The 13,257-nt window shown below is 36.1% G+C and carries 12 protein-coding genes; 8 read left to right on the top strand and 4 right to left on the bottom strand.

Annotated features, from left to right (window positions below; translation table 11 throughout):
- Positions 1-534 precede the first annotated feature (534 nt).
- From MHI10_RS11195 to pgeF, 3 genes are all read right to left on the bottom strand, one after another.
- Positions 535-3,201, bottom strand: coding sequence for a tetratricopeptide repeat protein (locus MHI10_RS11195; RefSeq protein ID WP_340785482.1), 2,667 nt, complete (start codon positions 3,199-3,201; stop codon positions 535-537).
- 1,012 nt (positions 3,202-4,213) lie between these two features.
- Entirely contained in the window at positions 4,214-4,789 is a 576-nt protein-coding gene (locus MHI10_RS11190; RefSeq protein ID WP_340785481.1) for a YdcF family protein, read from the bottom strand.
- Positions 4,790-4,906: 117 nt separating this feature from the next.
- Positions 4,907-5,665 carry a peptidoglycan editing factor PgeF gene (pgeF, locus tag MHI10_RS11185; protein ID WP_340785480.1) on the bottom strand — a complete coding sequence of 253 codons (759 nt, stop codon included), beginning with the start codon at positions 5,663-5,665 and terminating at the stop codon, positions 4,907-4,909.
- 548 nt (positions 5,666-6,213) lie between these two features.
- Between pgeF and MHI10_RS11180 the strand changes: the two genes are divergently transcribed.
- The 7 genes from MHI10_RS11180 (at position 6,214) to MHI10_RS11150 (ending at position 10,191) form a co-directional block, all read left to right on the top strand.
- Positions 6,214-6,474, top strand: a complete 261-nt coding sequence (locus tag MHI10_RS11180; protein WP_057983009.1) for a metal-sensing transcriptional repressor — start codon at positions 6,214-6,216, stop codon at positions 6,472-6,474.
- 90 nt (positions 6,475-6,564) lie between these two features.
- Complete coding sequence (locus MHI10_RS11175) at positions 6,565-7,227, top strand: reverse transcriptase-like protein (protein ID WP_340785479.1); 663 nt, start codon at positions 6,565-6,567, stop codon at positions 7,225-7,227.
- Between the two features lie 20 nt (positions 7,228-7,247).
- Positions 7,248-8,039 (top strand): hypothetical protein, encoded by a 792-nt coding sequence (locus MHI10_RS11170; RefSeq protein WP_340785478.1) that lies wholly within the window; start codon positions 7,248-7,250, stop codon positions 8,037-8,039.
- 621 nt (positions 8,040-8,660) lie between these two features.
- Complete coding sequence (locus MHI10_RS11165; RefSeq protein WP_340785476.1) at positions 8,661-8,894, top strand: hypothetical protein; 234 nt, start codon at positions 8,661-8,663, stop codon at positions 8,892-8,894.
- A 61-nt stretch (positions 8,895-8,955) separates the two neighbouring features.
- The gene (locus MHI10_RS11160) at positions 8,956-9,096 is read left to right on the top strand and encodes a hypothetical protein (RefSeq protein WP_340785475.1); all 141 of its coding nucleotides are present in this window, start codon (positions 8,956-8,958) and stop codon (positions 9,094-9,096) included.
- Positions 9,093-9,392, top strand: a complete 300-nt coding sequence (locus tag MHI10_RS11155) for a DNA primase (RefSeq protein WP_340785473.1) — start codon at positions 9,093-9,095, stop codon at positions 9,390-9,392. Before MHI10_RS11160 ends, MHI10_RS11155 begins: the two co-directional genes overlap by 4 nt.
- Positions 9,393-9,588: 196 nt before the next feature.
- Complete coding sequence (locus tag MHI10_RS11150) at positions 9,589-10,191, top strand: hypothetical protein (RefSeq protein ID WP_340785472.1); 603 nt, start codon at positions 9,589-9,591, stop codon at positions 10,189-10,191.
- A gap of 508 nt (positions 10,192-10,699) precedes the next feature.
- Here MHI10_RS11150 and MHI10_RS11145 read toward each other — a convergent pair.
- Entirely contained in the window at positions 10,700-11,551 is an 852-nt protein-coding gene (locus tag MHI10_RS11145; protein WP_340785470.1) for a DegV family protein, read from the bottom strand.
- Positions 11,552-11,933: 382 nt separating this feature from the next.
- Between MHI10_RS11145 and MHI10_RS11140 the strand changes: the two genes are divergently transcribed.
- Positions 11,934-13,235 carry a trypsin-like peptidase domain-containing protein gene (locus MHI10_RS11140; RefSeq protein WP_340785469.1) on the top strand — a complete coding sequence of 434 codons (1,302 nt, stop codon included), beginning with the start codon at positions 11,934-11,936 and terminating at the stop codon, positions 13,233-13,235.
- Positions 13,236-13,257: the final 22 nt, after the last annotated feature.

The following is a 13,257-nucleotide window of genomic DNA, read 5'->3' as shown; positions in this document are numbered from 1 at the left end:
AAAAATAAGGTCGATTCAAAATCAACTCTTTAAACCTCATAGAACCTTGATTTAGCAATGTGGCAAGGCATGAAGTTGAATTTGTCTATATTAAACAAATTGATACTGCATTTAGTATACAATTATTGGAAGGTTGGAGCCCGTTTATATAAAGAATAGCAACCCATTTAAACTTCAAAAAATATATGTTTATAGCATGTATACAACGTTATTACGGCTATTAAAGAACTAGGAAATGTAATTGAAGATGAATAATGTCCTGCAAATAAAACTAAACCAATTGAGCATAATTTTGGAAATTTCGATTCTGTAAAATCGGTTAATTCTCGGTGATGAATTATTTTAGGTATTGCTAGTCATATAAGAATGAGGAAGATACATAAGGTTTTCAGCTTAAAAAACGAACTATTATGCGGAAATCCCGTTTAGAGACTCAAAATAGCTCGTTTTTAGAGTATTATTGTTAGCATGTTATTTGTCTTTAGATGTGAAGAATTTAGGTGTGTTTCAGCCCCTAAAAATTACAGGTTTTCTTTATTTATAATCCTCATCTATATCAAGTGCTATATCCGCCGCAGCTTCGTCTGATTTACTCACCTCGATTTTCGCAACATAACTAGAGAATAAATTGTTTAATTGAGTTGACTTTTCTGTATGGTCCGAAAGTTTTTGATAAAATTTTAACGATTCGGTAACTAGCTCAAGGTGTTCATCAAATAACTGGGTCAAATTAGTGATGTAATTATCCGAATGCTTAATGTATTCTGCCTGGATTAAGTCCTCAATAGAAGATTTTATTTGACCTAATTGACTGTAGGATAGGGATCTGTTCCAATAATAAGCATTATCTTCTGGTTCTAGCTTAATTGCTTGGCTAAAGTCCTCAATGGAGGATTCTAAATATTGATTCTTCTTTTCTTCACTTTTTACTAAGTAGTTTAACTGTAAATAACATCTCCCTCTAGTATTATAGTTTCTTACGAATTGTTTTATTGACTGAGCTTTCATCAATTCAATGCTTTGTGACAACCAGTTTATTGCTTCTTCAAATTTCTCCGCTTTTAAATCAGTATCTTGATCTGTTTTAGCAAGCAGGAAATAGCTATATCCTATATTTGCCAAATAAACACTTTTAAAATCATAATTCTCAGGGTTGTTAATAGCTAAATCATACATCTTGATAGCATCATTATAGCGTTTATTATTTCGATAGCAATTGCCTAATAGATTATAATACATAGCGGGGATATAACTTTTTTCCGCCTGCTTAAGACCATATTCTAAGAAGGTGATTGCTTTATCTATATTGGTATTTTTATTGTATACTTGAGCAATATTAAACAACCAATCGCTGTCAACAATTTTTGATTGTAAAAGTAAATCTTCCTTTTCTTTCAGTTTGTCGGAATCAGCATCTTTTTCATTAATCATGTCGATAATTTCTTCTGCAATATCTAATAACATGCCCTCATGTTCTAATTCCGGAATCAAGTCTACCATACCGTCCTCGGATATTATTACAATGACGCATTTCTTTTGCCCATTGTCTTTCAATTTGTGCAAATAACGCTGTGCTGAATTATATCGTGCACCTCGGCTAGAGTCGCCGATATCTACCTTAGCTACACCGTCCAAAATAACCCCGATGGCATGGCAATTTCCATCAGTATCAAAATAAATGGCACCATCGATAGCAGTTAAAAATTTAATATATTCCGGATTTATAATTCTAGGCTCTATAAGTGTTGACTGTTTACTTAGTTGTCTCATCTCTTCTTTGGCGGTCGTTGGTTCGGTTATGACAACCATAGTGCCCTGTTTTTGCTCCCGCGCTTTGCGAACTATCTTATCGAGCCGCTCTAATTTGTGTGAAATTTGAATATGCTCGGTGTGATTTTCCCAAAAAATGTTTTTCAATAAGTTTGTGAATTTCTCAGAACTGTATCCATCTTCCCCAAGTCTTGGATTTTTGAAGGAGACAGAAATGAGGTTTGTTTCGATTAAGCTAAGATCCGAACGGTAAAATTTTCTCTCGTCTTCAACCAACAATTCGCCTTTACTAATAAGCCCTGTCTCTGTTCGAATGAGAACAAAACTATATTTGGATAACCCAGTAAAATCAATTCGCAGAGCTAGTGCATCTTTTTGGAGATTCCAATTCACTTCACCTAAACCGTATATTCCATTTTCATCAGCAATAAGGTAGAGGTCCTTGTCAACATTTGTAAGTTCTAGTAGCTTCCTTATCCGCTTGGCATCCTCTAATAGAATACGATCTTCTTTGGTAAATTTAACTGTGAAATGTATGATTGATGGCTGAGCTATGATGTCTTTATTCATGAATAAGATTGATCCGAAAGGGCTAGCACTTTCATAGGTTAAAGTTGAAATATCATCCATTTTCTCAAGTAAATTATTGACGTAATATTGTTGGTTATGTTGCTCATGCTCGAAATTAGTGCCGAAATGATTGTACGAAGTATTGTCCAGAAGATACTTTTGCATTTTTCCGAAAAATAGCCTTGTTAATCTTCTGTTGAACTGGGTGTTATCCTCGTTATATTTTTGAGAGACAGTGCCGTCGTTGTTTATCTTTACACAGTTATTTGTAAGAGCAAAATAATCACTAAAGAAGTAATCCAATAGCATTCTTAAGAAAGAAATTTCTGGTTTAGTATAAAAAAGCTGATGGTTCTCATTTTCGACATTCCGTATTTCTAATATGTATACGATTGAAAAAGTATTTTTCTCTGTTTGAAAAGGGATTTGATTCGCGTAAAGTATGCGCGTTTCATTTATATGATTATCTTCATTTACTGTGCTTTCAGCTTCGATATCAGTCGATGATATTGTTGGTTGTTCGGCGTTATTTGTGTCTATTTGTGGATACTGCTTGTACCATTTATGATTCACATATTTTTTGATATCGTCATATGTATTTTCCACGTTTGTTGTCTCGATTTTGAGCTCGGCAAAAACATTCGTTATATTTTGCATCGTATCCTGAGAGATTGAAGATTGATTATTTGCTTTAGCTACAGTTTTCTTCACACGGATAGTCTCGACAAATTTTTGATCCTTGTCGTAAGCAAGCGCATACAGTTTAATGTGAATTCGTTTGTTCATTTTTTTTAAGATACCAGACAAATTGGTGTAAATGACCTCATTTAATAAATTTAATTTATTTACTTTGGTTTGCAAAATATCACCTCGCTAAATATAGTTGAAATATCTAATCTTTTACATGATACTATAATAAAATACAAATATCACCAATATAATTTATTTGCTCCCTTCTGGTAAAGCAAAATTCATAAGTAGGAAACTTTTCCGACCATATAATGAAGACGAATCTTGAATACATAAGGGCGTTTTACAATAAATATGAATGTTACTAATAAACATTAAGCTGTAAGAGCCCTACAATTTATTATTTCTATGGTCTACTTGATAGGGAGCTGTTAAAAAAAAAAATTTCGATATCTTGACGTGAGTGCATAAAAAACATAAAAATCCCTACAATTCATAAAAATTATGATTTGAAGGGACTTTACCCGAATTTTAACAGAATATCTATTGACGAAGGAGTTTATCAACAGAATGGAATATTTAATATTTGAAGAATTAGTAAGGTCAATTTATTTCAAAAAGGAGGATACAAATAGCTATACTATTATTATTAATAATCTGCCTTTATGGAATGTCCATAAAGAGATTTTTCAAAGCTCTAGAACCCCTTTTCCTTTAAATTAATTAATAACTAATTTACCTACTAAAGAGAGAAATGAAAATGAATTATTTATAGATATTGCAGCATTGAAAGAAAATGATATACTACCTCAATTTGTAGAAGACATAGAGGGAAAAATTCATGGCATTAAAATTTTAAAAGAGTGGATAAAAAAGTATGAATCTAGTACAAATATCATTTCCAACCCTCTTTCTGATATATTAGCTTTAAAAAAGTCATAATTGTTTTATATAATTTGGACTAATTATAGCTATTATAAATAAGCCTAATAGAGAAATAATCTTGATTAAGCTTATATATTTTATTTAAAACGGTCCTTAGTTGTGATAAGGTTCAGCTAAGTGATACTAAATTTTGAATTGTTTTGAGGGATGCATGTGCAGGTCTCCGTACATTTATCTATTTTCAAAACCTGTGACAACCCTTAGACAATGTGTATTTTTGATTAGAGTGTTGAACGGCTCACTGCCCAACAACATAGGTCTTGAGCAGTGCTAACCGTTCACGTAGGCGCATTTTGGCTTCGACGATTTTCGGGGTAGGGGCAGCGACGATATCTGGTTGAAATCCAATCTTTTCAGCTAAATAGCTTGCACGTTTTAAGTGGAAATCGTTCGAAATAATGGTGATCTTCGTTACATCCTCAGGCAGTAATCGTTTGGAATAGAGTAAATTTTCATATGTAGATGTTGCTTCATCCTCCACGAGTATGCGCTCAGGTGCAATGCCTTCTGCGAGTAAATAGTCCTTCATTACCGATGCTTCTGTCCGGTCCTCATCCGCGCCTTGCCCGCCAGAAACAACGGCGATGACATGCGGATATTTATGTAAGTAGTCTGTTGCGACTTGCAAACGGTTCGCTAATGATAAGGATGGAACACCACCTGGATTGACTTTCGCGCCTAAAATAATGGCGTATTCATTTTCGCCAGATGCCTTTTTTTCAACACCACGATCCATTTCATTCCCTAACCAAACGTATAAAACACCGCTACTTATTATCGTCACACCAAAAACGACGAACAGCCATTTCTTCATGGAAAATCACTCCTTTTATAAGTAGTACGTGTTTTCATTGTAAAAAGTTTCCGATTTATAAAGAATGAAAAATACGACTTTGACCACAGCCAAAATCGCATTTTCCTTTTCGTATATTTATTTTTGCATAATAAAGCTCAAATGGCGCCCAGCTTGTTTTGATTGACGATAAGAAAAACCAGATTCATCTAAAAACGTGCACATCGGATCAAGTTGAATATTTTCAGTAGGTACACCAGCTAATTCACATTGCTTTTGCACGGTTAACTGGTTGTCAATATGATATTTATTCGTTGCATCATTGTAATACATAAAATCATCCGCATAGCCGAGTGCTTTGAATTGTTCATACACATCGGTATCCACCTCAAATTTTTCCTGACTGAGTGCAGGACCGATGAAAACTTGTAAATCACTCATTTGACAAGCTTCATTTGTTTTTAAGTGCTCGAATAAATGGCGCGTAATTTCCTTTACGGAGCCTTGCCAGCCTGAGTGAATCGCACCAATTAATTCGATTTTCGGATTGTAAAAGAGCACTGGGACACAATCCGCAGTAAAACTACTAATGACAATGTTTTTTTCAAATGTGTACAAGGCGTCGGTATTTAAAACGGAACTTTCATAATCATGCGCACCTAAACCGATATGCTCTTTTTCCACCTTTAAAAAATTGGCACTATGCGTTTGATTGGCACAAACAAATTGACCGATATCCGTTTGCAGCACATCAGCAAGCTGTTGTCGATTTTCCAAAACTGAAATTTTGTTTTGGCAAACATTGAATGCCATATTATTTTGTTCTGCATGGGAGGCATCCTTTAGTGTAATGCCCGCGATTATTTTTTCATTTTGCACGTAAAATTTTTGCTTCATTTCTATCACCAACTGTACTATATCGCATCGGTCAATTTTTGTATAGTTGAATGGGATTTGTTATAATAAAGGAAAATTGTAGGTGATGGAATGCGACCAATACAAGTTTTGATTTCTTCGCTTCTACCATTTCTAATTGGGCTTTTGATAATTTACTTGATGCTTTTCACAGCAGGTGGAGTCAATTCATTTCCATTTGAATTGTTTGTCATCATAGTTTTTTATATTTTTCCAGTGTATAGCATATTTTGCCTACCATTTTACTTTGTCATTTATTATCTTCAAGGGCAACTGAAGCGCAGTATTTATTACATTACCGTTATCATATTCATTTATATACAAAGCTTTATTGCTTCATTCTTATTACATTTACCGCTTTTTGATGAGGACATGGTAAGCGTTGTTTTCCCGCTATTTACCATTATGATGTTGACGTTTGTTTGCTGTATTTTTATTTTCACAAAACGGATGAAACGAATCAGTAGAATTAACTAGATACCTCTAGGGGATACTGTATAATAATAGTGATAAGTAAGGAGTGAAAACCTATGGAATATGAAACAAAAACAAAAAGTCGTTTAAAACGCATAGAAGGTCAAATTCGTGGAATACTGCGCATGATGGAAGAGGGGCAAGACTGTAAAGATGTCATTACTCAGCTGTCAGCAGTCCGTTCTGGTGTAGATCGTACAATTGGTGTCATTGTAAGTGAAAATTTAGTGACATGTGTACGTGAAAGCGAAGGCGACGAAGAAAAAATGAATGATTCAATTCAACAAGCCGTAAACTTACTAGTAAAAAGCCGTTAATTTATTTTAGCCTTCATTCGCATCTATAAATGAGAAGAATGAAGGTTCTTTAATATGCAATAAATTATTATATGAGTAGGAGATGGGAGTTTGAAATTATCCATTGAATGGCATTATGTAACGAAGAAAAACCAGCAAACGATTTTTACGAGTGAGCCGTTAGCTGCTGCCCATGTGTATACGCTTGTTGACGATATGCAAAAAACAGGTCGGGTCAAACAAGTGATTTTAACAGACGAACATGATAGTACGTGGACAATGAAGGAATTGAAAAAATATTTAACCGAAATGGAAACGGAACCGCATGATGTGACGGTTTATTTTGATGGTGGATTTAATCGAGAAGAACGACTTGCAGGACTTGGCGCGGTCATTTATTTTCAACAAAATTCGAAAAATTATCGCTTACGAGTGAATCAGCAGGCGGACTATTTAGTTTCGAATAATGAAGCGGAATACGCAGCACTTTATTTTGCATTGGATTTATTTGATGAGCTCGGTGTGCACCATCAGGAAGTGGCGATTTATGGTGATTCGCAAGTGGTTATTAAGGAATTGAATGGTGAATGGGCAGTGACCGATAATGTACTTTCGAAGTGGGCGGATCGCATTGAACATAAGCTCGAACAATTGGGAATTACACCTGTTTATACACATATTGACCGAGCAAAAAATGATGAAGCGGATCAACTAGCCAATCAAGCGCTTGCAGGGACTGCTATCCATGCGCAAAAAGAGATTCGGAAAAGGTAAATTTGTAAGGGGGGATGACCTTGAGATTAATTGTTTCAATATTGGGAGTTCTTGCACTACTTCAAATTGGTAGCAGTTGGTATGCAAAATCAAAGGAAATTGAGCCAATCGTTTTGGCGGTTGATTATGATGAGGATTACCGTTCACTTGCAAGCTCTTTTTTGAATAATCTTCATGAAACAAATGTCATTGCTTGGATCGAGATTAACGGCAGGCAATTTCAGCCGTATGAATATTTTCAACCATTCTTTACTAATTTACCACAGCAAATACAAGATAACTATGCAAACTATACATACTATGCGATTCGGAATAAAGAATTTCGGCTAAGCGATGAAGATCATACGTTTTTGCAGCAACAAAAAACGGGTGCTATCGTAACTGTTCATTTTATTAATGGACATATTAAAACCTATCCACTACAAGTAAATGAGCGTGCAAAAGATCAGTGGGTTGCATTCACAAGTGGAGGTGGTAGCACAACATACGCTCTGACAAATGAAGTCGTGAAACCCTTTATTTTAGAAGAAATAACGATCGATGATGAGACCATTCATGTTGACAGATTAACCATTGGCGGTAAAACGATTACTTACCCATTGACAGAACCGATAGCGCTACAAGAGGGGCAAATTATCCATTTTGTTACGACAGGTGGGGTGTCCCTTCATATGAATACCCAGTTTCCGATATGGTTTTCCGGCAAAGATGCGGATGGAATGGCGGTAAAGGAAAAGATTTATGGCCATACGCACACCCCTCCAACGACTGAAATGGTGGATGAGTGGGTGAAGGAGGCGAAACAAGATTAATTTTCATAAATGGATTTTAGCGGGGCTCTTTTTCATAATCTTAGATTTTTGGATTGTCATCGATATTTTGCCAGATTTTATAGGTGTGTTTTTCATCGCATACGCATTTTCAAAAGCGGAGGGAAAGCATGCGAAATGGGGCTACTGGAGCTCGCTTATTTTAGGGGTGTTGCTAATACCGTGCATTTTTGCGGAGATAGCGAATATGCCGGCAAATGAACAAAACACATTTTTCGTGATCACAAACCATCTCATTAGCTATTTGTATGTCATCTTGTACGCGGCGTTTTTCTACGTTTCAAACGAATGCATTGGGGAAGTGCGATTCGGGAAATTAGCGCGGGCTTTCCTTACGTTTCAGATTCTTATCATCGTGGGTGGAATTGTTTCCCCTCATATGCCTTATACGACAGTGCAAGATCTAGGGGTTTTCATTTTCTTAATATTGGCTATTTACGCGGTCGTATATATTGTTTTGATTGTACGGATTTGGAAACGGATAAAGATTGAGGGTACGTTCATGCAGACGAGTTTGGAGAATTCATCAGAGGGTACAGAGTAATTTTTTAGGGGGATTATGGTCAAAATTCAAAAGTATAAACTGAATAGGAGTAATAGAGTATGAAAAAAATAGTAGTTGGTGTTTCATTATTGCTCATTGCAACGGTCCTTTTTTCAAGTCAACTTATTGCCGCAGCTATTTATAGTGAATGGACCATGCAAATTGGAAATGGAGTAACGCTATTTTGGTCGGCCTTTTTCAAGATTGGTTCTTGGTGGCTCATTTCCATTACGTTGCTAATTGCGATCGGTGGCTATGCACTTGTTATGAACGGGATGAAGGAAAAAGTGTGATGTATACTAAAATATGAAATTATAATAAATGAGATTTTGATAGTAGAGAAGAGGGTCCGAGTTGGGTATAATTATAATTGTATTAATAGTAGTTGCCGTACTCTACATGCTTATACAAGCAGAAATGACGTACATCCGTGCCGATAAGATGAAAAAGCAACAATACATAGAGCAACAAAAGAAAGAGGGTAACTCACAATGATCCGTTCCGTTGGGGCAGGTAGCACAGGACTTAGCAATCAAACGCGCCGCAAAACTCCGCAAGAGCAAACGATGTCATTTCCAAAAGTAGGAGATGGCGCGATTTCGCTGGATAAAAAGGAAATACAAGAAACCGCACCGGGCAAGGCACCACTAATGGTAGGTGTCAAAGCAAAGGCTGAACTCAAATCCATTTTTGATGAGGAAAATGGTGTCGTCAAATTAAATGCAGATGGTGACAGCTTAGAAGTAAGTAAGCGCGCCATTTCAATCGCTAAGGAAAAATTGTTTTATTAATATGAAGTCATCCACCGCAATCGGATTTGAGCGGGTGGATGGCTTTTTTGTTGGAATTCGTAGCTATTAAAATAGAAGCTTAAAAAATATAAAAAGTTTCCCCAAAAGATCCCCTCATAAGTAAGTTGAATTATGTATAGAATGAATTAATAGATTTGAAAGTCCACATACTAGAGGGGAAAAGGATGGTGAACAATTGATGGATGTAACAGGAGGTTTTGAATTCGAACGTCGTCAAGAGGCATTGAGTAGGGCCTACTACGAGATGCAATTTACTGAGGGGTTACCAGTCATAAAAACAGGTAAAAACCTATCAGGAACTGCCCAAAAACGGGCACTTTCTAGACGCAGAAGAATCACAGGGACCCAAACGATGTTATTTGATGATAAAACTATGCAGAGCCTTACGAGAAAAAGACCGCCATTAAAAAGGAAGTACGTCTCCATGATCAATGCGAACGATATTGGGAAACATAGACTCGTCATGGGTTTCGTTCAAAAAGTAGAACTTATAGATAATGTTGCGAAGGTTACGCTTCTTGAAAGTGATAGGGAAATTGATATTATATTTGAGGAATCCTTTATCGCAGAATCTAAAAATCAAAGTTATTTAAATAAATTTGCTGTAATCCAACACTTGGCCGACCATCATTTAGAAATCGCCTTTACAGCAATTGGAGAAGTGAGATTTAATCGTAATAATGATCGTTTCGAACAGGTAATCTTATTTGGGACAGATTTTAGGATTGAGGATATGGACTTATTAGTGTTTGCGGCTAAAATGGAATTGAATGAATAGGGGGAGGGAATGACCCACTAGTCACAATTTTACTATGGCAGTGGGCTCATCTATTAATGATAAGATTCAATAGTAGAAACTTCCTCATGGTTATAAATCCGCATGATTTTAAAACTCAATCTAAACAAAAGGCTCTCTCATATCGAAGAAGCCTTTAACTTAATTCAGCAAATGTATTTGTACCGAAAGCGAAGCGGCAGGTACAGAAGTCTCCACTTCTGTAAGTGGGGGATGAATGCCAAATAGGTAGTTCTATTTAGTGAGGGTTCAAACCCCAGCTGAATTGGGGAACAAAGGCTAAAACCCGTCACGTCCTGTGACAACGGCTTTGTGATCAACATCGTGTTGACCCAAGCCCCGGCGGATGTCACAGATTTTTTAAGGGAGAAGGAAGTCAGCCTAAGGACGTCACATCGTGTGACAACGGCTGACTGACCCACGTCCTGTAGGCCCTCGAAAAAAACCTGGACGCAATTACGCCGAGGCATAATTGATATTTTCAATGCACTTAAACCTCTAACCCAGCAATCCCAAATCCCCCGGGACCAGAATGGGTAGAAATCATAGCACCCGCTTGAATCCACAATATATTTTTGAATCCATTTTCTTGCGCAACTACAGTCATTTGTTGCTTAATCGTTTCACTAAGTCCGATTGAATACATCAAATAAATTTGATTTCTGTCAATGTCATATTGATTTAAATAATCATGCATTAATTTTTCTGCAACAGTGCTCATTTCTCCACGATATTTTCTAGTTGAAACAAGCTTTCCTTCTACTAACTCAATGCATGGTTTGATTTTCAACAAAGCACCTCCGAGATAAGCTAAATTACTTACTCGCCCACCTGCTTTTAAAAAGTCCAAGCTACCAGGAATGAAAGCAAGCCTAGATTTCGGAACTTTGGCTTCGATTTTTTCTATAAGTAGGTCAGGAGAAATGGTAGGCTCTTTTTCTAGCAAGTTAACAGCGTACATCACGATTGCAGTTAATCCACCTGTAACGTTCAAAGCGTCGATTAAATAAAGGTCCTGAAAATCTTCTGCTGCAATTAACGCATTTTGAAAAGAAGCAGATGCCTTTGACGTATAACCAACATGGATAATGATACTATCAGGGAAATCGGCTCTAATTTTCGTGAAAAGTTCATGATACTCATGGACATTTGTAGCAGATGTAGACGGAATCTTTTTTGTGCGATCATAATAATCATAAATATCTTGTACAGGCAGATGTCCATCTGAATAATCCCGCCCCTCCATAATTACGTGCATCGGTACGACATGTACATTATGTTTGTTTGCTAAATCTTTCGGCAAATCGGCTCCGCTCTCAGTCGATAAAATAATTTTCCTCATTGTAAATCTCCTCCCAAGCTTAAATTTTATTCGTGTTTAGATAATATAATTTATTCTTACTATACATGAAATAAGGGAATATTTGTTTAAAATACTTAAATTGTAAAGGGGTGGTTTTTTAAAATTCACGCAAAGATAATTTTAAATGACTCCTGTAATTTACAAAAAAAGAAGTATTTATTAACATAATTTGATATAATAATAGGTAAATATTAATAATAATACGCGAAAAGGACTATTATTGTATGTCTTTTGTATGTACTATTATGATGTTAAATTTTGTATCACTATTAGCGCGCAAAATGTAACTTTATTTCCTAAAGAGAATGGGAACGGGTAAATTCGAAAATGGAAATAACCAACAATGAAGGAGGGAATGCCAGTGAAATGTTTAAAATGTTCACAGCAAAATGAGGACAGTAGTAAGTTTTGCTCAAATTGTGGAGGTCCCTTGCAACTGGTTTCGAAAAAGGGGATCCCTGTATGGTTTTGGGTAACATCGCTCGTATGCTGTTTAGTACTTGGTGGTAGTAGTTATGCGCTGTTAGATTATTACTTTGAAAACAAACAAAAAAGCGAGACAGCGTTTTCAGAAACGGCAAGTGATGCGGAAAATGTGCAGCAAGTATCGATCGAAACAATTGAGCAAAAGCAATTGGAAGTAAAACAAGAAACAGACCGAGTGGCACTCATTAAGGAAGTGCAACAAAAAGTGTTTACAGTCATTACTTCATACGGTGCAGGATCAGGCTTTCTTTACAAAAGAGGTGGGTATGTCATTACGAATGCGCATGTTGTGGAAGGTGAAGTAGATGTCATTGTTCGCAATTCAAAAGGGAAAGAGTCTGAAGCGACCATTATAGGCATATCTGACAAGTATGATATTGCACTACTTTTTGTGAAAGATTATGCAAATGTCGAACCGCTCGCTGTTGAATCGAAAGAATCTTCTGTTGGGGTAGAGGTCATTGCTTTAGGGACTCCGCGAGGCTTTGAAAATAGTGCTTCGATAGGTTATATTACAGGCATTGGACGCAATATGAATTTTGAAAACTTTATTTATAAGAAAATCTATCAAGTAGATGCACAAATCGACCAAGGGAGCAGTGGCGGTCCGTTAGTTGATGCAAAAACGGGGAAAGTAGTCGGAATAAATTCACTTGTTTACACGAGTGAAACAGCAACGAATTTTGCATTTAGTATCCCTTTGTATAGCATGCTTGAACAATTTGATGCATGGGCAGCGAATCCACTCACTTCGACTCAGGTTTTACAAGTAGCAGGTGTTTACGATAATTATATGCCTGAAACAACAGTATCATATGATTCAGCTCTAGAGGCAGCTGGACAATATATTCAATCATTCCGCATGTATTATGAAAATGCTTTAAACGAAGGCGATTTTTATTGGATCGCTGACATGTTACAAGGTGGTAGTAAAGCATATATCGAACTTGAAGACTATGTAAATGATATTGCGGGTCAGGGGCATACTTTTGATTTCATTGATAATATTGTGTTAGACGTGACCTATGAAAATGGAAAATATATTGTTCAAATGAATGAAAAATTTGACTTTTATAGTGCAAATGGCGAGTATGAGTATTTTGATCGCTATAAAACATATACAATCACAAAAGACAATAACGGGGTATATAAAATATCGTTCATTAATATTCATTAGATGTTGAATTAATTTGTTCATT

Origin of the sequence: Solibacillus sp. FSL K6-1523 (assembly GCF_038005225.1) — a bacterium.
Lineage (GTDB): Bacteria > Bacillota > Bacilli > Bacillales_A > Planococcaceae > Solibacillus.
The sequence above is the reverse complement of the archived record's forward strand: the minus strand, read 5'-3'. Positions and strand labels throughout refer to the sequence as shown.